Source organism: Bradyrhizobium sp. RDM12, assembly GCF_051917485.1.
Classification (GTDB): Bacteria; Pseudomonadota; Alphaproteobacteria; order Rhizobiales; family Xanthobacteraceae; genus Bradyrhizobium.
In genome coordinates, this window is sequence record NZ_CM133064.1 from 1,965,387 (window position 1) to 1,987,258 (window position 21,872).

A 21,872-nucleotide genomic window follows, 5' to 3' on the forward strand; every position below is an offset into this window, starting at 1 on the left:
GCACACGGGCGGTCAGCTCCCTCTCCCGCTTGCGGGGAGGTGAAGAGCCACCTACTTCGCCGTCTCCACGCCGGCGTCCTTGATCACCTTCGCCCATTTCGCGGTCTCGTCCGCAATGAATGCGCGAAAATGCTCCGGCGTGTCGCCGATCAGCGCTGCGCCCTGTGCGGCGAGCTTCTCCTTTACCGCGGGATCCGCCATCGCCTTGGTCGCGAGGTCATGCAGCGTGGTGACGATCTCCTTTGGCGTGTCCTTGGGTGCGACCATGCCGTACCAGTTCTCGATGCGCAGATCCGGAAAGCCCGCTTCCTTCGTGGTCGGCACGTCGGGCGCGGTCGGGACGCGCTCCGGCGAGCCGATCGCGATCGGCTTCAGGGCGCCAGCCTTGACCTGCGGCAGCAGCACCGGGAGGTCGAGGAACGTCATTTGCACCTGCTGGCCGAGCAGATCGTTCACCGCAGGTGCGGCACCACGATAAGGCACGTGCACGATGTCGATGCCGGCCGTCAGCTTGAACAATTCGCCGGCCAGATGCGGCAGGCTGCCGGGGCCGGAGGAGGCGAAGTTCAGCTTGCCGGGCTGCGCTTTCGCCAACGCAATCAATTCGCCGATGTCCTTGGCAGGCAAATTGGTCGCCACGACCAGCATTTCCGGCACGGTCGCAACCAGCGTCACCGGCGTCAGGTCATTGAGCGTGTCGTAGGCGACCTTCTCCATGCTCGGGCTGATCGCAAGTGCGCCGGCAGAGGAGATGGCGATCGTGTAGCCGTCTGGCGCACTCTTGGCGACGGCGTCGGTGCCGAGCACGCCGCCCTGGCCGCCGCGATTGTCGATCAGGACCGGCTGTCCCGCCAGTTCCGACATGCGCTGGCCGATGACCCGCGCGATGATGTCGTTGGGGCCGCCGGCCGGAAACGGCACGATGAGCTTGATCGGTTTTGCCGGAAAATTCTGCGCCGCGGCCAGTGACGGCAGCAGCAGAAACAATCCAAACAACAATCTAGCGAGAAGCTTGCGTGAGATGGTCATGCAAGCCTCCCGCGAGTGGTTGTTACTGGTTGAGCAGTTTCAGTGCTTCTTCGTGCACCCTGGCGTCGCCGGCCGCGACGATGCGGCCGCCGCCCTGGGCCGGCTTGCCTTCCCAGGTGGTGACGACGCCGCCGGCGCCGGTCACGATCGGGATCAGGGCTGCGATGTCGTAAGGCTTCAGCTCGGTCTCGACCACGAGATCGACATGGCCGGCCGCCAGCATGCAATAAGAATAGCAATCGCCGCCATAGCGCGAGAGCCGCGCGCCTTGCTCGATCCGGCCGAAAACGGCGCGGTCACGCTCGTTCATCAGCAGCGGGCTGGTGGTATAGGTCGTCGCCTCCGCCAGTGAGGCGCAGCGGCGAACCTGAAGCCGGCGCTCGCCGGACGGGCCCTTATAGGTCGCCGAGCCGTTGTCGCCGGAAAAGCGCTCGCCGATGAAGGGCTGGTGCATCATGCCGTAGACCGGCGTGCCCTTGTGTAGCAGCGCGATCAGCGTGCCCCAGATCGGAAAGCCGCCGATGAAGGACTTTGTGCCGTCGATGGGGTCGAGCACCCAGACATAGTCGGCGTCCTCGCGCTCATTACCGAATTCCTCGCCAACGATGCCGTGCTGGGGAAAGCTGGCCTTGATCAGCCGCCGCATCACCGCTTCCGCCGCGCGGTCGGCTTCCGTCACCGGATCGAAATCCTTGGTCTTGCTCTTGTCGTCGATCGAGAGCGAGGTCCGGAAGAACGGCAGGATGGTTTCGCCGGAGGTGGTGGCAAGCCGTTCGATGAAGGCTGAGAAGTCGATCACCGTCACGGCGCATCCTCAAAACGAAACTCGGGTGAAGCTTTCATCTGCCTAGCTCAATTCGCGTCTCGCGTGCAGCGCTGTCTTGGTTTGCGCCCTGGTATTTTGGATGCGGATACGGCCGCCTCCCGCAAGCCATATGCTGGCCAAATATCGATCACAGTGTTGAGAACTTAGTTCCATATATGCCTTGTTCGTGTGCAAATGCCAATCAACCCATTGGAATTGCTTATCAAAGAAACTGAATCCGGATTTCGCTGGAAGCAAATGAGCCATGTGTTTTTGCATAGGAAATGGCTCAAAAGCCCTTGCACTTTGTGCGGCGCGGCCGCATATTGTTGCGGTGCGGTAGCGCTTCTCGCGTTACCGCTGCCCTCCTTGGGCGTTTCCTCCCTAGACTTGGGCCGCTTCTTCATCAGAAGCGGCCCTTTTTTCTCAGGTCGCCTGTTTCAGTTTAGCGCGCGCATGCTTGCGAAGCGAAACGCATTCGCATCTCTCGCAGAGAGCACGCTCGTTCGAGCAAGATCTTTCGAGAAACAGTCGCGCCTATTCCGCCGCGGCCTGGAACGGGCCAAGATCGCCGAACGGGATCGTGGTCGCCAGCACATCGGCGAGGACGCCGAAGTCGGTTGCCACCTGCGCAAAGCGCGGGCCACGCTCGCGCCGGCGCTCGTCCATGTAGATTGCGCGGTTGAGCTCGAGCTGTACCGCATGCAAGCCGCTCGCCGGGTTGCCGTAATGCTCGGTGATGAAGCCACCGGCATAGGGCTTGTTGCGGCCGATCGAATAGCCGAGCCCGGTCATCGTCTCCTCGACCCGATCGGGCAGCAGTGGCGTGCAGCTCGTGCCGTAGCGGTCGCCGATCACGATGTCGGGCCGGCGCGGCTCGTCGCGCGAGACGCCGACCGACGGCATCGAATGGCAATCGACCAGCACCACGGTGCCGAAGATCTGGTGCACCTTGTTGATCAACCGGCGCAGCGCGCGATGGTAGGGCTTGTATAGCGTCTCGATCCGCGCCAGCGCGTCGTCGACCAGAATGCGGTCGCGATAGATCTCCTGGCCGTCGCCGACGACGCGCGGAATGGTCCCAAGCCCGCCCGCGACCCGCATCGAGCGCGTGTTGGCAAAGCTCGGCAGCCGGCCGGTGAACATGCGGGGATCGAGCTCATAGGGCTCGCGATTGACGTCGACATAGGAGCGGGGAAAGTTCACCCGGACGGTCGGAAAGCCGCGATCGCTCAAGTGACCGATCAGCTCGTCCATGAAGGAATCTTCGGACCGCCGAAGTTGCGGCAGGTCGATCCGCGATGCCGAGAGGAATTCGTCCGGATAGGTCGAGCCGGAATGGGGCGAGTTGAAGATAACAGGCGCGCGCCACTCGGCGGGCTCCACGATCTCGAAGGCTGGCGACGCGTCGCCGTCAAACCGGGTCATCTTCTCAGGCTTCGTCCCTTCACGCCGCGCGATCCGGCATCGGGTCCAGATCGAGTGATTCGGCCGATCGAGCGGCTCTTATGTGTCGTCATTGTCCGGAATCGCAACCATTCTGCCAAGCGAAAAGATGTGATCGGCGCTGGAACATATCTTAACCGTGCGCGCAGGGAGGCGGGGATGTGCCGACGCGTCTCGATTGATTCACGCGGCATTCGGGTTCACAAGGGGCCGCGCCGGTCGGGCCCATGGTAAAGATTTTCACCCGAAGTTTACCCTCTGTCGGGCTTAGTGACCTCTGCATATCCTTTGGGGATCTGACGTTCCTGCCATGCCAAAAATCCTGCTCGCCGAAGACGACAACGACATGCGCCGTTTCCTGGTCAAGGCGCTGGAAAACGCCGGTTTTCAGGTCTCGTCCCATGACAACGGCTTGGCCGCCTATCAGCGGTTGCGGGAAGAGCCGTTCGAGATGCTCCTGACCGACATCGTGATGCCGGAGATGGACGGCATCGAGCTTGCCCGCCGGGCCTCGGAACTCGACCCCGACATCAAGATCATGTTCATCACCGGCTTCGCCGCGGTCGCCCTGAACTCGGATTCGGACGCCCCCAAGAATGCCAAGGTGCTGTCGAAGCCCGTTCACCTGCGCGAATTGGTGAGCGAAGTGAACAAGATGCTGGCGGCCTAAATTGGCCCCCTTCCGTCCTTGCACCGGCTCCGCCGAGCCGTTATAGGGACCCCACCCGACGTAAGTGGACCTTTAGGGCACGTAGCTCAGCGGGAGAGCACTACCTTGACATGGTAGGGGTCACAGGTTCGATCCCTGTCGTGCCCACCATCTTCTTCAATGACTCAGGCGCCTCGCGCCAAGGCTTGAAGAGATGGTTTCCACGAAGGCCGGCTTTGTTGCGGCCTGCGCCACCCGGGGTGGCGTTCCTCGTCCTTCCTGAGTTCGGACGCCAACACCTCCGGCTTGCCGAGCTTCGGCGACCTTTACGTCCTCCTAGAGTTCCGATTTTTCTACGCGAGACGCGTCGGGCTCGGTGGATGCGCCGTCTTTGGATGTCGGTCGTGCAGCAATTCGGCGAGATCGGTCGCAATCGCGCCGTCGTCCACCGCGGCAGCGAAAAGCTGTTCTTGCGCGCTCCGTGGAAGGTCCGCCCAGACCTTCAGCGCCGCTCGCCCGAGGAGGCCGGCAAACCTGTTCTCGTCGCCGGGCGAGGCCATCAATCGAGCGTCGCGGTCGTTCCGTTGTGGCATCGCTTGCGCCAAGGGCGATGAGCCCGCAGCTTCGACGGGGTCGCACGTCGAGCCCGCAGCAGCTTCGCGAGAGCCTTCTTCCGCGAGCTTGCCGTCGCCCACGATCTCGGCGACGAGTTGCTTGACCGTTCCGGCCACGGAATCCTGATCTGCCATCTCGTTCCTCGCTTTGAGATTAGCGTAACGGATAGGTCCTCGGTACGTTCCTGCGTCGATGGGTAGCAACCTTCGCCGATCCTCCCGTTGCCTCCGCGCGACAGGCCAGGACTTGAACGTGGCCTCTGTCCGCGGATCCTTGCGCGGTTACAACTCGCCACGCGCCAGTAGGAACCTCGATCCTGCCGACCGGTTGAACGTCGCCGCCTGCTGAACGGAGACCTGGCCGTGGAAAGCACCATCATCGCAGAATTCAACACACGCCGTGCGGCTGAGCTCGCAGTCGAGCACGTCGTACAGGAATGCGGCGTTCCGCGGGGCGATGTGTTCGTGCAAGCAACGGGCGGCGCTAACAGTGTCGGAACGCGTTCGGCGGGTGCCGACGTCAAAGCCGCGCCCAGACCCGAGCAAGGCGAAAAGCTGGAAGGCGCGCTCGAAGTGTCCGTGGACTTCCATGGCGACGATCCGACGCAGGTGACCGAAGCGCTTCGGAGCGCAGGTGCAAGCCATGTCCGGACGAAGTGAGGAGAGGTTCTCTATGCAAGATCATCCCAAGCCGCCTTTTGCCAGCCAGCGTCAGCCCATGCCGGGCTCAACGGTGAAGATGGATCCGCGTCCGGACCACGGCGAAACCAGCTACAAGGGCTCCGGGCGCCTTCGCGGCAGGCGAGCCATTATCACCGGCGGAGATAGCGGCATCGGGCGGGCGGTCGCTATCGCCTTCGCCCGCGAGGGCGCCGACATCCTGATCGCCTACCTCGACGAGGCGGAGGACGCCAAGGAGGTCGCTGCCTTCATCGGGAAGGAAGGACGCAAGGCGGTTCTGGTCGAAGGCGACCTTCGATCGGCCGACCACTGCCGCGCCGTCGTCGATAGCGCCGTGCGCGACCTCGGCGGTATCGACATCCTCGTCAACAACGCCGCACACCAGGCCACCTTCGCCGACATAGGAGACATCAGCGACGAGGAATGGCGAATGACATTCGACGTGAATATCCATGCGATGTTCTTTCTCGCCAAGGCGGCGGTCCCGCACATGAAGCCCGGCGGCGCCATCATCAACACGGCGTCGGTGAACTCAGACATGCCGAACCCGATCCTGCTCGCGTACGCGACCACGAAGGGCGCGATCCAGAATTTCACCGGCGGCCTCGCTCAGATGCTGGCGGACAAAGGTATCCGGGTGAACGCGGTCGCGCCAGGTCCGATCTGGACGCCTCTGATCCCATCGACCATGCCCGAAGACGCTGTGAAGAATTTCGGCAAGCAGGTTCCGCTCAAGCGGCCGGGGCAACCGGCAGAACTCGCCACGGCCTACGTGATGCTGGCCGATCCTCTTTCCAGCTATACGTCCGGCACGACCGTTGCAGTCACCGGAGGCAAGCCGTTCATTTAGCTTGCGTACGGGCGCTTGATCCTCTGCGTGACCATCATCAACAGATGTTCGTTCCAAGCAAAAGCCCTTGGGATTACCCAAACGCGAACCAAGCCAAGGTCGCGACTATCGGGATAATCGCCAGGCCGAAAAGCACCAATGGTGAAGATTCATTGCCTGTGCGGTCATCTCTCATTTAGAGCTCCTGAACTCACGAGATATCGCTCCCCGGGGAGTCACTTTGTGATCACACCATGCAGTAAGGTCGACGCCGTTCATCAGAAATCGAGAGGTTGATAGCCATCAGCTGGAATTCTCCGCTCCGATTGCATTTTCACTCTCGGGTACGGTCAAGCGAACAGCATGGCCTTGCCGCATGGCTAATGACGCAGCCGCAACCGCAGCCTCGAACGCCGCTTCTTTCGTCTGGTACGTATTGCGCCGCACGCCGTCATGTTCGACGTGCCACTCGCCACCGCGGCCCGTGATATCGTAAGCTGCCAATCCCATCTCTGCTCCTCCTGTCAGGCGTCCGGTGTGGCCTTGGATGCCTGCGTGCTGCTGACTGGATCTGACGCCGGAAAGCTTCCCTTCGTCGTTTGCTTCTCGCTCGGCCAATAACGTCCCCGGCAACGGCCCGTTCCTCGATGGGAACGAGCCGGAGTCGACGCTGCGAAGAAGGACAGCCCGGAAGGTCACAAGGACCACCATCACTACATCGACAAGAAGCTCGTCGGTTCGGTGGAGGGCGAGGTTGTCAAATCTCGTTGAACGCCGACGCTGTCCCCAAACAGGAAGGCTCAGCTCCGTAGCAGAAGCCCCCTTCGGGGGCTCGTTGTCGGGCTTACAATAGCAACGTCACGACGTGTCCGAGGTTGCCGTACATGACGAAAACCACCGACAAAATAGCCGGAAACGTCAAACGATTGATCGCCAAAGTTACTGGCGACGGCAAGCTTGCTGAAGAAGGCAAAGAGCAGACAAGGAGCTCCGACAAAGAACCCGCCAAGCCTTTCGGAAATCTGGAGAAGCTCACCTGATGCGCTAGTTCTCCTACTTAGGAACACGTCAGCCGTCGTGGCATTATGACCTCACATCAAACAGGAGGAGAGTGATGCGTAAATTCGTTGTTGCAGCCCTTGCGGCAGGCGCGATATCCGCCGCAGCCATAGCGCCGGCCGAGGCGCGTTGGCGTGGTGGTGGTTGGCATGGAGGGTGGGGCGGTCCCGCTCTTGGCTTCGGGCTTGCCGCCGGCGCGTTGGCCTTCGGTGCCGCTGCGGCTGCTTCACCTTATTACTATGGGCCGGGTTACTATCCTGGTCCGTACGGGTATTACGGACCAGGTCCGTATGCGTATTACGGCCCGCGATATTATCGCTCGTACTATCGGCCGTACGGATATTGGTAGCGACAAGGCCCGGTCTGATCCGGGCCTTTCTTGACAGCCCGCATTTGTATTTTTATCGGGGGAATCGCCGGCCGCGGCACGCCTTTCGTCCGACGCGGGCGCCATGCTCAGGCCGCGCGGTATTGCGGCAGCGGACCGAAACCGCAGTCAACCGACTCGGGCGAATATCCCCTCGTCTTCGCGTGTTGTCTGAGTTTGAAGGTGGACCACCTTCGTACTTTAGACCACGTCTGTAGATCGGGTATCTCTCCGGGAACGTGCAATGAAGGCACCTGCCGTCGTCCATCGATCGCGGTTGCGAGCAGCATACCGCTCGGCATCGGCCATTTTGGGCATGGAATTAACATGTGCGAATCCAGAAATTGCCGTTTCGTGCATAATCGATCCGACAATGGGGAGCACGATGTTTGATGCCCAAACAGCCGCCTTGTTGCGCACAATCCTCGACGAAGTTTGCGGAGCTATGTCCGCCGACGAAGCCGCGACCCGAGCCCATGTGGCATCGAAGCTCTTCGAATCCGCCAACCGCGGCGAAACCTCGATCGACGGTCTGAAGGCAGTCGCCCTAAAGGCCCTCTCGGATACCCCGACGATGTGGCGGTGATGTCAGGGGCGGCATCGAAGTCGCCGCGCCGCCTCAACGTCCGTTCGTCTCCTCCATCTTGTCGAGTACGCGTTCCACCGCAGGAGGGTCTGCTTCGAGCCCTCCTCGCTCCTCAGAATCGGCGCTCGCGGCCTTCGGGGGTGCCGTCCGATATTTGCATCGAAGATAGGAACGGATGCCCGGTCATGGCTTATGCTCTCCGAAGAGCGAGGGAGATGGTCGATGATGCCGCGTTTCTATTTCGATCTGCGCGACGGCGACGACCTCGCCATTGATGAAGAAGGCCTGGAGCTGCCGGATATTGGCGCAGTGCAAGCGGAGGCCGCGATATCGCTGGCGGACATGGCCCGGGATGCCGTGCATAGCGCTCCCCTGATTCCTGGCGGACACCACATGGCGATCGAAGTTCGGGATGATGTCGGCCCGGTGATGCAAGTCAGGTTTTTGTTCGAGGTTGAAAGACAGAGACAGTAATCGGCTGCAAGCGCCGAGCGCGCTTGCAGTGTATTGCCGGAAAGGTTTGCGATCGTGAAGGGGCGGCCGGTGAAGACACCCTCCGGGATGGCTGAGGTCCGTTAGGCCAACGGGCCGCAGATCTCGATAGCTGACGCGTTAACCTATGTAGGTGCCGTCTAAAATGCCTGGTTGTAGCTTTGCGGTGGGATAAGCGTGAGAAGAATTGCAATGCAACGACGGCGCTTTAAGCAGACGACCTCGCTCCAGAAGCGAATCGCGGAATTTTCCGAGAAGGTCCGTAAACAGGCGGATGCGGCGACTGATGGGAAAGAGAAGGAAGAGCTTCTCAAGAGACTCCGTTGCGCCGATACGGCGGCGGACCTCGAACGGCAACTGACCAGCGACCCCTGATTGTCTTAGCGGTTTGTCCGAGGCACGAAAGGTGATCCGGCGCGCCTGTGTTGTCGTGTCCAGCGGGCGTCATGGTTCATGTCCGTTCGGCAGCGACCGGGCATCCTTTCTAGGATTGCTTCGACCAAACTCTTTTCGGTCGAGTGTTACGGTCATTTCGAACAATGGCCCGTCCTGGCTTCTTACGGTTACGGTCACGTGCGATCCCTTTGCAGTGAACACGTCCCTGGCTATCGAGGTCAGCGTGACGATGGCTTCCTTCCTCGCGGCTTCGAGGCTGGCATATTCGCTTCCGTAGCCATCGGAGACGGCAAGAAAGTCATCCCGAATGTCGAAATAGTAACGCATGGTTCAGAGCGAAGGATCGAGATGGAGGTAGAGCGCGTCGAAGTCGGCTATCTCTCTCAATTTGGCTTCGTCCAGTATGGAAATACGCCCCCTGTCAAAATCGAGCAGACCCCTGCCGCGCAATTCCTGGACGACCCGGTTCATATGGACCACGCTCGTCCCTACCGCATCCGCAAACAGGGCTTGAGTTGCCGGAAAGCTGAAGGACGCACCGTCCGTGCGTCCGATCGCCTTTAGTCTGGTGTAGAGCTCGAGCACGAGGTGCGCCACGCGGCTCGTTGCGTCGCGCTGGCCGATGTTGCAGATCCAATCGCGGAATATCGAGGCGTCAGTGAGGGTATCGCGCCAAAGCGCCTGCGCAATGTTCGGTCGGCGTTTGATGAGCTCGCGTAGCGGGGCATGGGGAATAAAGCCCAGGACGGAATTGCCGAGCGCACTGACATCATGATCCATGACGTGAAGAAACAGGCTCTGTAGATCAGGGACATCACCCGGCTGGTGAAATGAGAGGATCTGACGATGCCCGGTCCCGACGATCTTCGAGCGCAGCACAAAGCCGTCGATGACGAGACAGCAGGCCGATGGCCGATCTCCCAGCGATACGATTGGTTCGCCGCCGGCGACCTGTTTGACGGCTATGGGGAGATTTCTGATCGCGCGCTCGTCCTCCTGGTCGATCTCAGTGCTGACTCTCAACCTCTTCAAAAAGGACTCTGTAATATCCGCTTTGGTCATCCCTCACTCCTGAACGGCAAACCTGCTCTCAGGGAAAGGTTCCAAAGCCATGGCAGCCGATGGGTGGAGCTGCAGCATGATCATTTCGGCCGATCGTTAGAGCTTCTCTGCCGTCGGCCTGATTGAGACCTGTAGCGGCTATTTCAGCGTATATAAGTAAGCCGTGATATCTTGTGCGTCGTTCTGCGGAATGCCCATGCTCGGCATGGCATTGCCCGGCAGGACCTTCTGAGGCTCACGGATCCAGAACGTCATATTCTCCGGAGAATTTCGCACGAACCCTGCGATGTAAGTGCGCGTGCCGATACGATGCAGCGGTGGGCCAACATTCCCATCCGCGCCCGCGATACCGGGAATGTCATGACAACCGCCGCAACCGTATTGGCCGATCAACTCGGCGCCGCGTCGCTCGTCACCACCGAAATTGACCGGGCCGGCAGCTTTGCCGGGACCGCAAGCCGCGAGCACCGAGCCGAGCAGCAGGATCATCAGAAGACGCACACTAGGGGGCGCAAGGAAGCAGATCATCGGGCGCTCCGTCTAGCTCATGGTTTCTGACCGAAGCCGAACCCTTTCGTGCTCGACCAGGGATCGCTGGTCGAGACCTGCTCGGATGGTACCTGCTCGACGTTTGGCGACAGTGGATTTGCGGAGAACGTGCGGCCCCATTCATGGCTTGGCTCGTTGCTGATCTTGCCGATATAGGTCACGAGATCCCAAATCACGGAATCGGGCAGCACTGCGCCCCATGCCGGCATGCCGTTCGGGCGGCCCTGGTAAATAGAGAGATAGATGTTCTCGGGCTGTGATCCGTAAATGAAAACACTGTTGCTGAGTGCAGGCCCCATGCCGCCGCCGCCATTCGGCGCGTGACACCCGACGCAGTTGAGATTGACGTAATACGTCATGCCGCGTTCGAGTGCCTTCGGGTCTCCCTGTACGGGATTCTTGATGGTCGGGCTGCTAGGCTGTGCGCCCGGGAAGAGGTGGGTGACCGGCACCTGCATGAAAACGCCGGGCCTGCCATTGCCGACACTTTCGCCAAAATCGGGCCGGGGCGCGAGCGTGGGCGTTTGCGCTTCCTGCGATTGTGGCAGGCTTTGCTGGCCGATTGATGGTCCGCTGCCGGCGCAGACCATGAGCAGAGCAATAGCAATCCTGAAGGGAGGCAGGGGCATCTAGTGTCCTCCGGAGGCGGTTTCCGATATCTCCACCAAGGAACGCCGTAGTCGCGCAGGAGGGTTGCGATTTCGGCGCGATGCCCGACGATGAAGGCATTGAGCTGATCGCGCAGGGCGTGATCACCCTTGCGCACGCCCATCGAAATGGAGAACTGGAATTGCTGGGGCGCAAACCGGTCCCCGTCCTGGACCGGGGTGACGGTCAGAGGAACCGGCGACAGCTTCGCAAAGTAGCCGGCGAGGGGTCCCCAGGCGGCGGCAACGTCGATCTCGCGGTTTTCGACCGCCTCGAGCAAGCGCGCCGGCGGATCTGCCTGGCGATAGTCGCCATAGATCGAGTAGCCACGCACGTTGTCGACGATACCCTGCTCGCCGAATGCCTGCGCAGGTGGCGCATTGTTGCCGTCGTCGCCGATCAGGTGCACGCCGATCCGCAACTTACGTAGCTTCGGATCGAGCAGGGAGGCGACGTCAAGATGCTGATCCTGGCGCGACAGGAAAACGTAAGTCGATCGATAATAGGGAAGTGTCGCCTCGACCAGATCGTAGGTCGAGGGCACGCCCATCACGACGTCGCATTTGTCGGCCTTCAACGTGTTTCGAATGAAGCCACGGCGCTGCGCCCACCAGGTGTAGGAGACCTGCTTGCCCAGCTGGTCCGCGATCATGGCCGCGAGCCGGTTCTCAAATCCGAGCTGCGCGCTGTTGGAAAACGGCATGTTGTTTGGGTCGGCGCAAACCCGAAGCTCGGAGGGGGTCGCGGCCATAATATGGCTGGTCAATGCGACCATGGTGGCGACTGCTACTGTCACTCCATTACCGAGCCGGCGCATGATTGTTGTCCTGCGCCGGATTGCCCAACCTGAAGACGAGCAATTCGCTGCCGCCCGCCGTGTAGAACGGCAAATCCTGGGTAGCGCCTGTAAAGCCAAGCGCGGCGTTGCGCACGCGCGGATCGATCTCGGCATTTGCCACCGCGCCCGGCCAACCCCCGACGCCTGACAGAATGGCGACGTATTGCTGGCCGTCCGAGCCGCGATACGAAACGGGCTGACCGATAAATCCGGACCCCGCCCTGAACTGCCAGAGCAGATGTCCGTCCTTGGCATCGACCGCTTTGAACAAGCGATCCATCGTGCCGTAGAACGCAACGTCTCCTGCCGTGACCAATGCACCGCTCCAGACCGGAAGCTTCTCGTGAATCTCCCACACTTTTTCCGCGCGGCCGGATCCCACGCCATGAACTCGCCGCGGTAGCCGCCCGGGCCCGCAAACATGTCGACTTCAGCGCCGACATACGGAGTGCCGGCGATATAGCCGACCTGAGAGGCTTTGAAATTCATGCAGAGATGTTGATGCGGAACGTAGAGCAGCCTGGTTCGGGAGACCAGGCGCTCGGTTGCCAATCCTTGGCGCCGGGCGCGCTGGGGCAGATGTCTTCGATGGTCTTGCCGAGCAGAGGCGTCTTCTCGTCATTGGGGATGATCTTCCCCGTCTTGAGATCGACGCCCTTGTAAGCGTTGACGAACTCGTAGGCATCCGCGGAGATCACCTCGCCGGTCGCGCGATCCATCACGTACATGTAGCCGTTGCGGCCGGGATGGATCAGGACTTTGCGCGACTGCCCGTTGATCTCGAGGTCGACAAGAACGTTTTCGTTGATTTCGTCGTGATCGAACAGGTCGTGCGGGTTTACCTGATAAGCCCATTTGGCGCGGCCGCTGTCAGGATCCCTTGCGAAGATCGTCGTGCTCCAGAGATTGTCGCCGCTGCGCTGGTTGGCGTTCCACGGACTTGGGTTCGCAGTACCGTAGTAGAGCAGTTTCAATTCCGGGTCGTAGGAAATCCAGCCCCACACCGTGCCGCCGCCAACCTGCCAACGGTCGGCTGGCCAGCTCTTGACGCCGAGGTCTTGGCCCTTGAGATTGTCGTAAAATGGCTTGAAGTCTTCGCCGATCAGGACATCCTTGTCAGGTCCTGTCGCATAGGCGCGCCAGACGATGGCGCCGGTGTTTTCGTCCAGTGCAGTCACCCAGCCGCGAACCCCCATCTCACCGCCGCTGTTGCCGACCAGGATCTTGCCATTGACGATCACCGGCGCCATCGTGATCGTTTCGCCCTTGTTGATCTCTCCGAGCTTCGTGTGCCAGAGCTCCTTGCCACTGCCGGCATCGATCGCAACCGTGTGGTTGTCGAGCGTGTTGAGAAAGACCTTCCCATTGTCGAAGGCAAGTCCCCGGTTGACAACGTCGCAGCAGGCGACGCCGGCCGCGGCGGGCTCCGGCTTTGGCGCATACGACCATTTCAGCTCGCCAGTCGTCGCGTCGAGCGCGAACACGCGGTTGGGGTACGGGCCCGCATAGGGACCGACCACATACATCGTGCCGTCGACGACGATGGGGGCCGCTTCCTGTCCTCGATCGGCTCCAACCGAGAATGTCCAGGCAAGCTGCAGGCGAGAAGCATTGCTTGCATTGATCTGATCGAGCTCACTGTAGCGGGTGTTGGCATAGTCCCGCGCCGCCATCGGCCATTGCCCGGGATCCTTCATGCGGTTGATCAGATCGGTTTCAGCCGAAGCGGCGGACAGCGGCATTCCGGTGATCAAGACGGCGCCCAACACTCCCACCAGTCTCGAGGCCAATACCAACATATGTAAATATCTCCACGGCAACATACGGTCCGCGCCGCGCCGCAGGCCAACCGCGAACGTACAAAGGTTTCCTCAGCTGTTGGTTCCTAACCCGCCCGCCGCGGAAGCCTATCTCACGACGTTTCCCGAGACCCCGGCACCAAGATCGGTTGCGATCTGGTCTTCCCTGCCGTTGCATTTGGGGTGGCCAAAGCCCGAAGGGCTTTTGCCGTCCGGCCCGATATCGTAAATGATGGCGTCCTTCATGTTGGGACTGACGCCCGCCGGAACGTGATCGAGCCCAAGATAGTGGCGCGTGCGCCAGGCGACATTGTGATCCGCACACGAGCTGTCGCCGCTGATTCCGATCGCACCGGCGATACCGTGGTCGTCATAGAGTGCGAGGCCGCCGCCGAACACGATCATGCCGCCGACCGGTTTGCCGATCATCGGATCCTGCGCGGTGCCGAAGTCCTCGGGCCGACCGGCATAGATGACCTCCGGTGAAGGCGGATTGCTGAGTGCCGCGCCGAACAGAAAGCCTCCAGGTTGTGCGCCCGCATACAGGTTTGCGCTCGCCATCGCCTTGTTCTTGAGGCTAAACGCATTGGCTGTGTTTGCCTTCTCTGCTGCGATGGCGCGACTGCCGAGCCATTGATCGTCCACTTTGTCGCCGCTGTAAGCGACGGCGCAGACGATGCCTTGGCGGTTGACGACGGCTGCCCACTCATTGTTGTCAAATCCCCCGTTGCTTGGACCTCCCGACGGCTTGACGCTCTTCTTGAGGACATCGGCCAGTTGATTATGATCGACCGGACAGGACATTGGAGGACTCGGCTGATCCTGCGCTTGCGTTGCCGTCGGACCAAGTCCGGAAAGCATCAAAATCGCAAATCCTGCCATTGCGTGTCGGTTGCTCATGCATCCTCCGATTACCGGTGCTGACCGTTCACCACTGCGCGACGAACGCCGAGCGAAACCGGCGGTTCCTAACCGAGCCCGGGCATTCGGTAGGAGTAGGCGCGAGCGGATGGCGACTCGTTCATGGTGAGCCAGCGATAGGCGAAGACCAGCGCCGCGCCGGTGTAGAGGGCTCCCATCGGCACCCACATCAGGATGCCTGCGAGCTGCTGGTCTTCCAGCTTTGAAAGGCCGAAATCCGCCGCGAGAACACCCTGGCCGGGAATCCAGACGCGTGTCGACAACGTCAGGAGAGCCCCGAGCACGCCGGAATGCAGGACGGTTACAAAGAGACACGCGATGCCGATCCCGTCGCGCAGCCGCGCGCTGCGTCCCGGACCGCGGCCATAGAAAAGCACCCACCAGAACAGAAGCGCTGTCGCAAAAAAGCTGACATGCTGGAGACGATGAACGGCGACATTCTCCAGAGCCCAGGTGTAGAGAGGCGGTGCGTGCCAGATCCAGAGAGCAAGCCCCTGCAGCGCGGTCGCGCTGATTGGGTGGCTGACGAAACTCCAGATGATTGCCAACGGACCTGTGCTGAGGACGCGACCCACCGGGGCGCGCAGCTTCGAGGGCAGACTCCATAGCATCGGACCGTTGATCCTTGCCCAGGCCATGAGCGGGGCGGCAACCAACATCAGCAATTCATGTTCGACCATGTGCGCGGTGAATAGGCGCTCGCCGATCCAGTGAAGCGGTGATGTGACCGCGAGCGCAACGACGAGCCATCCGGTCCAGAACGCGGCCACGCGATTGTAGCTCACCCCATGTCCACCGCCGGCGCTACGCCAGAGCCGTTGCGTTCCGATGTAAAAAGCGATGCCGACGGCATAAAGCGGGACGAGCAGCCAAGGGTCGCAGCTCCACAACGAGGATGAATCGATAACGTCGGAAACGCCGTGCGCGCCGGCGAAGGACGGCAGGGACGCGACAAGCAGCAGAACGGCAATCAGCGCAGGCATGAGTTGACCGTGAATGCGGCGATGAGCTGATTTGCGATCACGAGCGCGAACAGGACGCCGCTACCGACCCCCAGCCAGGCCATGAACGTTCTGGGGCCGCCGCCTCGGGCGTCGGCCCATTCGCCGCGGCGCCGCGATAGATCGCTCGCGCCGACAGCAGGGAGCCGGTCAGAGAGACGAGGATCAAGATAATCCCGATGACCAAGCCGCTGGAAGCCGTGTTGTGGCAGGCGAAATGTGTGATGGCGTAAGCGGCCTGCAAATTTGTCGCCCAGGCGGTCGGTCCTAGAGCGACGCCGGCCCAATAGAGCAGCGTTGAGTTTTGCTCGGGGGTATTCATAGCCTGGGCACCCAATCAAGCAGGACGTACAGAGGCAGCCATGCAAGCACGACGAAATTCCAGTAGAAGACGTTGTCGGTGACGTCACTGAAGCGACGCGGTTCTGCGTGTGAAGTGAACATCAGCACCGTCAGAACGATCGTGTCGGCAAGATCGGTCGCGAGATGCGTCGTATGCAGGCCGAGAATGAGCCAGACGATGGAGCCATAGGCCGAATTGTCCCATCGGGTGTTGAGATGCGCGAATTCGAAGCCGCGCAACACCAGCAGCACGATTCCGATCAGCGACATGACGATCAGGCAAACTCGCACCTTCCGTAGATCGTGGCGATGCGCCACACGATTGGTGTACTGGTTCGGGATGATGCTGAGGAGATACAGCGCGGTCTCGACGCTACCCGGCCAAAGGTCGGGTGGCGATGCTCCAATCGGCCAGGTCGGGTTCACCGCATACAGGTAGAGGTATGCACCGACGGCGATGGCAAAGCCCATGCCTTCCAGGGCCATGAAACTCATCGCGCCCCACCAGGGCCCGCTCCGCGGGCCAAAGCCGTAGGTCGGCAATTCCGCGACGTTGAGAACGATCTGCTGCTGCCTCACTCCTCGTCCTCCCTGCTGCCGGTCGGCCAGAACCAGCCGATCAGGGCAATCGCCATGGGGGGCGTACCCCAGAGCACGGCCCAGGGCGTAAAGATCGAGCCAACGAAAAACACCGTGGTGGCGAGCGCGGTGAGAAGTGGCCAGATGCTCGGCTCCGGAGAGGCTTCGCGGACCTGGGGATCGGCTTCCGCGAGCGATGTCAGCAGCACCTCACGGCGCTCCACGCTCAAGCCGGCCACGACGCGTTTGCTTTCGGTATCAGACCACAGCGGGTCGCGATGATCGACCGCGGGAATACGATCGAAATTGTAGGGCGGCGGAGGGGAGGTCGTCGCCCACTCCAGCGTGGAAGCGTCCCAGGGATTATCGCCGGCCGGCGCGCCCTTGCGAAGGCTGACGATCACATTTGCAATCAGCAGGACGAAGCTGACGGCGAAAAGTGCCGCGCCGCAAGTCGACAGGAGGTTCAACCGGTCCCAGCCCATATCGGGCGTGTAGGTGTAGACCCTGCGGGGCATGCCCATGAGTCCGAGAATATGCATCGGGAAGAACGCAACATTGAAGCCCACGAATGCGAGCCAGAAATTCCACCGCCCCAGTCTCTCGCTCAACATGCGGCCACTGATCTTCGGGAACCAATAATAGACAGCCCCGATCAGCGGAAACACCGCTCCGCCGATCAGCACATAATGAAAATGCGCGACCACGAAATAAGTGTCGTGCACCTGGGTATCGATCGGAACCGAGGCCACCATCACACCCGAAAGGCCGCCGATCACGAAGATCACGATGAAGCCGAGCACGAACAACAGGGGCGTGCGGTAAATCGGCCGGCCGTCCCACAGCGTTGCGAGCCAGCAGAAGATCTGCAGGCCACTCGGGACTGCGATGAGCATGCTGTTGGCCGTGAACAACGCGGCGCCGAGCTGCGGCAGTCCGGTCACGAACATATGGTGCACCCATAGCCCGAACGACAGAAAGCCGGTCGCGATCAGGGACAGGACGATCACGGGATAGCCAATCACCGGCCTCCTCGCAAAGGTAGCGAGAATCATGGAGGCCATGCCCGTCGCAGGCAGGAAGATGATGTAGACCTCGGGATGTCCGAAGAACCAGAACAAATGCTGCCACAGCAGTACGTGCCCGCCGGACGCCGGGTCGAAGAAATGCGTGTTGACGAGCCGGTCGAGGATCAGCGAGGTCGAGGCGATCATGATGGAAGGCATCGCAAACATCACGAGGAAGGACGTCACCAGCATCGACCACACGAAGATGGGGATGCGGTCGAGCGTCATGCCGGGTGCGCGCAGCTTGAAGACGGTCACGACGATCTCCACGGCGACCGCAAGCGCGGCGACTTCCGTAAACGTGATCATCTGCGCCCAGACGTCGGCGCGCTTGCTGGGCGTGAACTGGAGGTTCGAAAGAGGGACGTAGGCGAACCAGCCGACATCAGGGCCGACATTGAAAAGAAAGGAAATCCACAAAAAGAGTCCGCCGAACAAGAACATCCAATAGCTGAAGGCATTGAGGCGCGGAAATGCGATATTCCGCGTACCGACCATCAACGGCACGAAATAGACAGCGAAGGCCTCCATGACGGGCACGGCGAACAGGAACATCATGGTCGAGCCGTGCATCGTGAAGACCTGGTTGTAGAGGTCTGCGGATAACACGTGCTTCTCTGCGCCGGCGAGCTGAGTGCGCATGATGAGCGCGAGAAGGCCGCCCAGAAACAGGAATATAAAAGCCGTAAGGATGTAACGCCGGCCGATGACCTTGTGATCGACCGAGGTAAGCGCGCCGATCAAGCCGAATGGGGTTCGCCAGATCCTGTCGAGCCGCGCCGCGAGTTGCAGCCCGTCCAGAGCATCGTCGCGCAATTCGCTGTGCTGGGCGACCAGGGTCACTTGAGCTGCTCCAGATAATGTTGGATCGCGATGAGTTCATCTGACTGCATGGGCATCTGCGGCATGAGATTGCCGGGCTTGATGTGCTGCGGATCGGCTAGCCATGCGCCGAGAGTCGCTGAATTGAGGGGCAAGGTACCCGCCGCAATGGTGGTTCGGCTGCCGATATGCGTCAGGTCGGGGCCGAGCTGACCGCCGGCGAGGGTGCCGCGAATGGTGTGACACAGGGCGCAGCCGCGCGCGCGAAACAGCTGCTCGCCCTGTTTTGCCAGCGGGTCGCTGGCGCTGACGGCGCCCTGGTTCTCATGATCGCGCCAGCGGTTGAATTCATCTTTGGGCAGCGCGATCACTGCGAAGGCCATATGCGCGTGCTGCAGTCCGCAGAACTCGGCACATTGGCCGCGATAGGTGCCCGGCGTCTTCGCCGTGAACTGGATCTCGTTCTGCTGGCCTGTGATCAAATCCATTTTTCCCGTGAGACTGGGGACCCAAAAACTGTGAATGACGTCGGCCGATTCCAGTTGCAACCTCACGGGCTGCTCGGTCGGGATCCGAATCTCGTTTGCCGTGACGAAACTCAAATGCGGGCTGTCCGCCTCATAACGGACTTCCCACCACCATTGATGTCCGGTGATCTTGAGGGTGAGCGCGTTTGGGTCTTTCGCGAACACGCTGCGTTGTCCGGCGTAGCTGACCAGGGATAGCGCAAGTACGATGATGATCGTCGCTATCCCGAGCCCAAGGACAATTTGGCCAGCACGCCTCTCGAACGGCGGATCGAGCGCAAGTGGGTTTCGGGACGCTGAGGACCGGCGCCAGAGTCCGGCGGCGAGAGCCACCATGACGGCGATCCAGACCACCGCTGCGAGTCCCAGGAAGGCGAGAAACGTGCGGAAAATGTCTTCGGACTGCAGCGCGTGAGGATCCAACGCAGATTGCCGCCCGGCGCAGGCGCCGAGTGGCCAAGCCGCAAAAAACACAAGACCCGATCTCATCCAGGCTGGCATAGGTGGTACAGATACTCCGCCTCCTCGGAACCTGCGGCAGGGTACAAAGGTTCCTATTTGCGGCTGCGCGGTGTGGTTGCCGCGAGCCTAGAGCGGCGGCCACCCCCTTAACCGCGATCGCGATCGCTGCATCGCCGGCAGCGATGAGCAGGAGGACGAGGCCAGTGGCGATCAACGCTCCTGGCTGAGCGAATGCACGCAGATATTCGAGCATGACGTCGTGGTTTCCATAAGCCGCCCTGAAGAATGGTTTTAAGGAAGAGTGGTTCCAAGTACCCGAGGGCAGGAGCGATCGCGCGTGCGCGCGTTCTGAATTGGGAACGGGCGAGTATTCAGGCAGCCGGCGCCAAGCGGCGCCGGGAATCAGCAAGACAGCCGGCGGATTGCTTTGACCGCACGATTGGGACCGTGCCATCCCAGGAAACTGAGCTCCTTGTTTTCCAACGCATTGGTTGCGCGAAAGAACTGCTCGAGCTCTTCGCGGCCGTGCGATGGCAGGTCCCGGACATCCCGGAGATCGACTTCGAGGGATGAACGCCCGGGGACCGCGAACACGCGGTCATTCCGTTCCACGCGGCCTTTGCTCTTCTGCTGGACTTCCAGTATCCCGATCGGCCTGCATTTCAGGACCACGCCGGGATATGTCTTGGCGTCGTGAATGATGAGCACGTCGAGCGGATCTCCGTCTTCCGCTTTGGTGGATGGAATGAAGCCCCAATCGTAGGGATAAGTGAGCCCCGCCATGAGCGGCTTCGCCAACGTGAAGACGCCAAGCTTGGGATCGAAATCAAGCTTGCATGAGCTTCCACGCGGCGTCTCGACGACCGCGTGGAGATTATCTGTATCAGCCCAGCTTGGCAGCCGCAGGAGATCCGTCATTGAATGGGCTCAATACGGACGAGGTCGGCCGAAAGCGCGCCGACCTCGTGATTAAATTTAGGCTGGGCGCCGCTTCGTCCTAGGATTCGGCCTGTTCCAAAGTGGCGGGCATTTTGGCCACGGACATCAGCGATCGCGCAACCTGGTTGAGCAGGACATCAGCATTCTCTTCCTCGGCAAGCGACTCGGACAGCAGTGCCACGATCGCACTGTGTCGGAGTTGCTGTGCAAGGTTGCGGGCGGTGGTGTAGCCGGCCATCTCATAGTGCTCGATCCGCTGGGCGGCACCGATCAGGGCGAGGTCGGCGGCCGCGTCTTCCTTTTCCGCGCTCTCCTCCATGACCTCCTTGCCTTCCTCGACGAGGCCCATCATGCCTTTGCACGGTTTGGCGCGGGCGTTCTCGCCGAGAAGCTCGAAGCACTGATTGATACGGGCGATCTGCTCTTCCGTTTCGCCCAGATGCTGCTTGAAAAGCTCCCGCAACTGATCGAACCGGGCAGTCTGCGCCATTTTTGGCAGCGCTTTGGTCAGTTGCTTCTCTGCATGCAGGATGTCCCTCAGCTCATGCAAGAGGAGCTCGGTCAGGCCGGCCTCGTCGACCGGGGGTGAGCTTTCGGTGACGATGGGTGTCGGGGCGCCGGGCTCGGCAGCCTGCAGCGCGGGCGAGTCGGTAAATACCCATTCCCCACCTTCGTTCCATGGACCGCGCGTGTCGATCTCGCCATGGTCGCCCGTCCCGGTGGAGTCGTTGAAGAACTGGTTGACGAGACCCGGCGTCGGCGCAATCCGGCCGACGCTGAACGCCGGCTTGGACAGGCTCTCAAGCGCGGCCGCGAATGCCTTCATATGCGTGATTTCGCGAGTCATCAGAAACTGCAGGGCGTCCTTGGAACCGGCATCGTCGCAAAAATTGATCAGTCGCTCATAGACGATTTTCGCGCGCGCTTCGGCCGCGATATTGCTTCGGAGATCGACGTCGAGTTCACCGGTGATCTTCAGATAATCGGCCGTCCATGGATTTCCTTGCGAGTTGAACAGATTCACCCCGCCGCCGCCGGCAATTGCGATGAGCGGATCCGCCTCCGCGGCCTGGCGGTCGAATTTCGACGGCGCCAGATGCATTCGCGCGAGACAGCCGACGACTTCCAAATGGCTCAGTTCTTCCGTCCCGATGTCCATCAGCAAGTCCTTGCGATCGGAGTCCTCGCAATTGAGGCCTTGAATGGAATACTGCATTGCAGCGGCGAGTTCGCCATTGGCGCCCCCGAACTGCTCGAGCAGCATGTTGCCAAAGCGCGGATCGGGTTCGTCGACGCGGACGGTGAACATGAGCTTCTTGACGTGGTGATACATGGGAATTCCTGGGCAGGTGGACTGGGTGAC

The 21,872-nt window shown here is 61.0% G+C and carries 23 protein-coding genes, 1 tRNA gene and 2 pseudogenes; 8 read left to right on the forward strand and 18 right to left on the reverse strand.

What is annotated here, in order from left to right; translation table 11 throughout:
- Positions 1 to 51: 51 nt before the first annotated feature.
- The 3 genes from ACTGJ9_RS09340 to ACTGJ9_RS09350 all read right to left on the reverse strand — a co-directional run bounded on the left by ACTGJ9_RS09340 (position 52) and on the right by ACTGJ9_RS09350 (position 3,262).
- Positions 52 to 1,029 carry a Bug family tripartite tricarboxylate transporter substrate binding protein gene (locus ACTGJ9_RS09340; protein WP_456676817.1) on the reverse strand — a complete coding sequence of 326 codons (978 nt, stop codon included), beginning with the start codon at positions 1,027 to 1,029 and terminating at the stop codon, positions 52 to 54.
- 22 nt (positions 1,030 to 1,051) lie between these two features.
- Complete coding sequence (hisN, locus tag ACTGJ9_RS09345; protein WP_456676818.1) at positions 1,052 to 1,834, reverse strand: histidinol-phosphatase; 783 nt, start codon at positions 1,832 to 1,834, stop codon at positions 1,052 to 1,054.
- A gap of 537 nt (positions 1,835 to 2,371) precedes the next feature.
- The gene (locus ACTGJ9_RS09350; protein ID WP_456676819.1) at positions 2,372 to 3,262 is read right to left on the reverse strand and encodes an N-formylglutamate amidohydrolase; all 891 of its coding nucleotides are present in this window, start codon (positions 3,260 to 3,262) and stop codon (positions 2,372 to 2,374) included.
- Between the two features lie 328 nt (positions 3,263 to 3,590).
- On the opposite strand from ACTGJ9_RS09350, the gene cpdR reads away from it, so the two are divergent.
- Positions 3,591 to 3,950, forward strand: coding sequence for a cell cycle two-component system response regulator CpdR (gene cpdR, locus ACTGJ9_RS09355; RefSeq protein WP_200296331.1), 360 nt, complete (start codon positions 3,591 to 3,593; stop codon positions 3,948 to 3,950).
- A gap of 75 nt (positions 3,951 to 4,025) precedes the next feature.
- Positions 4,026 to 4,100: transfer RNA gene (locus ACTGJ9_RS09360), tRNA-Val, on the forward strand.
- A 182-nt stretch (positions 4,101 to 4,282) separates the two neighbouring features.
- Here ACTGJ9_RS09360 and ACTGJ9_RS09365 read toward each other — a convergent pair.
- Positions 4,283 to 4,678 carry a hypothetical protein gene (locus ACTGJ9_RS09365; RefSeq protein ID WP_456676820.1) on the reverse strand — a complete coding sequence of 132 codons (396 nt, stop codon included), beginning with the start codon at positions 4,676 to 4,678 and terminating at the stop codon, positions 4,283 to 4,285.
- 228 nt (positions 4,679 to 4,906) lie between these two features.
- Here ACTGJ9_RS09365 and ACTGJ9_RS09370 point away from each other — a divergent pair, with 228 nt between their 5' ends.
- Entirely contained in the window at positions 4,907 to 5,203 is a 297-nt protein-coding gene (locus ACTGJ9_RS09370) for a hypothetical protein (RefSeq protein WP_456676821.1), read from the forward strand.
- A gap of 13 nt (positions 5,204 to 5,216) precedes the next feature.
- A complete protein-coding gene (locus ACTGJ9_RS09375) occupies positions 5,217 to 6,074 on the forward strand; it encodes an SDR family oxidoreductase (RefSeq protein ID WP_456676822.1) in 858 nt (285 codons plus the stop codon).
- A 282-nt stretch (positions 6,075 to 6,356) separates the two neighbouring features.
- Here ACTGJ9_RS09375 and ACTGJ9_RS09380 read toward each other — a convergent pair whose 3' ends face one another.
- Positions 6,357 to 6,563: a hypothetical protein gene (locus tag ACTGJ9_RS09380; RefSeq protein ID WP_456678482.1), complete on the reverse strand. Its 207-nt coding sequence runs from the start codon at positions 6,561 to 6,563 to the stop codon at positions 6,357 to 6,359.
- Positions 6,564 to 6,937: 374 nt separating this feature from the next.
- Here ACTGJ9_RS09380 and ACTGJ9_RS09385 point away from each other — a divergent pair, with 374 nt between their 5' ends.
- From ACTGJ9_RS09385 to ACTGJ9_RS09400, 4 genes are all read left to right on the forward strand, one after another.
- Positions 6,938 to 7,093, forward strand: coding sequence for a hypothetical protein (locus ACTGJ9_RS09385; RefSeq protein WP_456676823.1), 156 nt, complete (start codon positions 6,938 to 6,940; stop codon positions 7,091 to 7,093).
- 630 nt (positions 7,094 to 7,723) lie between these two features.
- Positions 7,724 to 8,065, forward strand: a complete 342-nt coding sequence (locus ACTGJ9_RS09390; RefSeq protein WP_456676824.1) for a hypothetical protein — start codon at positions 7,724 to 7,726, stop codon at positions 8,063 to 8,065.
- Between the two features lie 225 nt (positions 8,066 to 8,290).
- A complete protein-coding gene (locus ACTGJ9_RS09395; protein ID WP_456678483.1) occupies positions 8,291 to 8,539 on the forward strand; it encodes a DUF6894 family protein in 249 nt (82 codons plus the stop codon).
- A gap of 210 nt (positions 8,540 to 8,749) precedes the next feature.
- On the forward strand, positions 8,750 to 8,932 hold the full coding sequence (locus ACTGJ9_RS09400) for a hypothetical protein (protein WP_456676825.1): 183 nt from the start codon (positions 8,750 to 8,752) through the stop codon (positions 8,930 to 8,932).
- A 69-nt stretch (positions 8,933 to 9,001) separates the two neighbouring features.
- Here ACTGJ9_RS09400 and ACTGJ9_RS09405 read toward each other — a convergent pair whose 3' ends face one another.
- The 13 genes and pseudogenes from ACTGJ9_RS09405 to ACTGJ9_RS09465 form a co-directional block, all read right to left on the reverse strand.
- Entirely contained in the window at positions 9,002 to 9,280 is a 279-nt protein-coding gene (locus ACTGJ9_RS09405; RefSeq protein WP_456676826.1) for a DUF6894 family protein, read from the reverse strand.
- A 3-nt stretch (positions 9,281 to 9,283) separates the two neighbouring features.
- Positions 9,284 to 10,015 (reverse strand): Crp/Fnr family transcriptional regulator, encoded by a 732-nt coding sequence (locus ACTGJ9_RS09410; protein WP_456676827.1) that lies wholly within the window; start codon positions 10,013 to 10,015, stop codon positions 9,284 to 9,286.
- A gap of 138 nt (positions 10,016 to 10,153) precedes the next feature.
- Complete coding sequence (locus ACTGJ9_RS09415) at positions 10,154 to 10,543, reverse strand: c-type cytochrome (RefSeq protein ID WP_456676828.1); 390 nt, start codon at positions 10,541 to 10,543, stop codon at positions 10,154 to 10,156.
- A gap of 17 nt (positions 10,544 to 10,560) precedes the next feature.
- Complete coding sequence (locus tag ACTGJ9_RS09420; protein ID WP_456678484.1) at positions 10,561 to 10,923, reverse strand: c-type cytochrome; 363 nt, start codon at positions 10,921 to 10,923, stop codon at positions 10,561 to 10,563.
- 270 nt (positions 10,924 to 11,193) lie between these two features.
- Positions 11,194 to 11,987: pseudogene (locus ACTGJ9_RS09425) on the reverse strand (substrate-binding domain-containing protein).
- A 25-nt stretch (positions 11,988 to 12,012) separates the two neighbouring features.
- A pseudogene (locus ACTGJ9_RS09430) lies at positions 12,013 to 13,792 on the reverse strand (PQQ-dependent dehydrogenase, methanol/ethanol family).
- A gap of 165 nt (positions 13,793 to 13,957) precedes the next feature.
- A complete protein-coding gene (locus tag ACTGJ9_RS09435) occupies positions 13,958 to 14,653 on the reverse strand; it encodes a GlcG/HbpS family heme-binding protein (RefSeq protein WP_456676829.1) in 696 nt (231 codons plus the stop codon).
- 164 nt (positions 14,654 to 14,817) lie between these two features.
- Positions 14,818 to 15,753 carry a cytochrome c oxidase assembly protein gene (locus ACTGJ9_RS09440; protein ID WP_456676830.1) on the reverse strand — a complete coding sequence of 312 codons (936 nt, stop codon included), beginning with the start codon at positions 15,751 to 15,753 and terminating at the stop codon, positions 14,818 to 14,820.
- Positions 15,754 to 16,089: 336 nt separating this feature from the next.
- Entirely contained in the window at positions 16,090 to 16,692 is a 603-nt protein-coding gene (locus ACTGJ9_RS09445; protein WP_456676831.1) for a cytochrome c oxidase subunit 3, read from the reverse strand.
- On the reverse strand, positions 16,689 to 18,602 hold the full coding sequence (gene ctaD / locus ACTGJ9_RS09450; protein WP_456676832.1) for a cytochrome c oxidase subunit I: 1,914 nt from the start codon (positions 18,600 to 18,602) through the stop codon (positions 16,689 to 16,691). The genes ACTGJ9_RS09445 and ctaD overlap by 4 nt, the downstream gene beginning before the upstream one ends.
- Complete coding sequence (gene coxB, locus ACTGJ9_RS09455) at positions 18,599 to 19,609, reverse strand: cytochrome c oxidase subunit II (RefSeq protein ID WP_456676833.1); 1,011 nt, start codon at positions 19,607 to 19,609, stop codon at positions 18,599 to 18,601. Before coxB ends, ctaD begins: the two co-directional genes overlap by 4 nt.
- A gap of 363 nt (positions 19,610 to 19,972) precedes the next feature.
- A complete protein-coding gene (locus ACTGJ9_RS09460) occupies positions 19,973 to 20,488 on the reverse strand; it encodes an inorganic diphosphatase (RefSeq protein ID WP_456676834.1) in 516 nt (171 codons plus the stop codon).
- Between the two features lie 79 nt (positions 20,489 to 20,567).
- The gene (locus tag ACTGJ9_RS09465; RefSeq protein ID WP_456676835.1) at positions 20,568 to 21,842 is read right to left on the reverse strand and encodes a DUF892 family protein; all 1,275 of its coding nucleotides are present in this window, start codon (positions 21,840 to 21,842) and stop codon (positions 20,568 to 20,570) included.
- Between the last annotated feature and the right edge of the window lie 30 nt (positions 21,843 to 21,872).

Excerpts from the sequence above, each read along its gene's own strand:
- ACTGJ9_RS09340 (WP_456676817.1), bottom strand. The coding sequence starts at position 1,029 with ATGACCATCTCACGCAAGCTTCTCGCTAGATTGTTGTTTGGATTGTTT.
- ACTGJ9_RS09350 (WP_456676819.1), bottom strand. The coding sequence starts at position 3,262 with ATGACCCGGTTTGACGGCGACGCGTCGCCAGCCTTCGAGATCGTGGAG.
- cpdR (WP_200296331.1), top strand. The coding sequence starts at position 3,591 with ATGCCAAAAATCCTGCTCGCCGAAGACGACAACGACATGCGCCGTTTC.
- ACTGJ9_RS09365 (WP_456676820.1), bottom strand. The coding sequence starts at position 4,678 with ATGGCAGATCAGGATTCCGTGGCCGGAACGGTCAAGCAACTCGTCGCC.
- ACTGJ9_RS09375 (WP_456676822.1), top strand. The coding sequence starts at position 5,217 with ATGCAAGATCATCCCAAGCCGCCTTTTGCCAGCCAGCGTCAGCCCATG.
- ACTGJ9_RS09380 (WP_456678482.1), bottom strand. The coding sequence starts at position 6,563 with ATGGGATTGGCAGCTTACGATATCACGGGCCGCGGTGGCGAGTGGCAC.
- ACTGJ9_RS09385 (WP_456676823.1), top strand. The coding sequence starts at position 6,938 with ATGACGAAAACCACCGACAAAATAGCCGGAAACGTCAAACGATTGATC.
- ACTGJ9_RS09390 (WP_456676824.1), top strand. The coding sequence starts at position 7,724 with ATGAAGGCACCTGCCGTCGTCCATCGATCGCGGTTGCGAGCAGCATAC.
- ACTGJ9_RS09395 (WP_456678483.1), top strand. The coding sequence starts at position 8,291 with ATGCCGCGTTTCTATTTCGATCTGCGCGACGGCGACGACCTCGCCATT.
- ACTGJ9_RS09400 (WP_456676825.1), top strand. The coding sequence starts at position 8,750 with ATGCAACGACGGCGCTTTAAGCAGACGACCTCGCTCCAGAAGCGAATC.
- ACTGJ9_RS09405 (WP_456676826.1), bottom strand. The coding sequence starts at position 9,280 with ATGCGTTACTATTTCGACATTCGGGATGACTTTCTTGCCGTCTCCGAT.
- ACTGJ9_RS09410 (WP_456676827.1), bottom strand. The coding sequence starts at position 10,015 with ATGACCAAAGCGGATATTACAGAGTCCTTTTTGAAGAGGTTGAGAGTC.
- ACTGJ9_RS09415 (WP_456676828.1), bottom strand. The coding sequence starts at position 10,543 with ATGATCTGCTTCCTTGCGCCCCCTAGTGTGCGTCTTCTGATGATCCTG.
- ACTGJ9_RS09420 (WP_456678484.1), bottom strand. The coding sequence starts at position 10,923 with ATGACGTATTACGTCAATCTCAACTGCGTCGGGTGTCACGCGCCGAAT.
- ACTGJ9_RS09435 (WP_456676829.1), bottom strand. The coding sequence starts at position 14,653 with ATGTCCTGTCCGGTCGATCATAATCAACTGGCCGATGTCCTCAAGAAG.
- ACTGJ9_RS09440 (WP_456676830.1), bottom strand. The coding sequence starts at position 15,753 with ATGCCTGCGCTGATTGCCGTTCTGCTGCTTGTCGCGTCCCTGCCGTCC.
- coxB (WP_456676833.1), bottom strand. The coding sequence starts at position 19,609 with ATGCCAGCCTGGATGAGATCGGGTCTTGTGTTTTTTGCGGCTTGGCCA.
- ACTGJ9_RS09460 (WP_456676834.1), bottom strand. The coding sequence starts at position 20,488 with ATGACGGATCTCCTGCGGCTGCCAAGCTGGGCTGATACAGATAATCTC.
- ACTGJ9_RS09465 (WP_456676835.1), bottom strand. The coding sequence starts at position 21,842 with ATGTATCACCACGTCAAGAAGCTCATGTTCACCGTCCGCGTCGACGAA.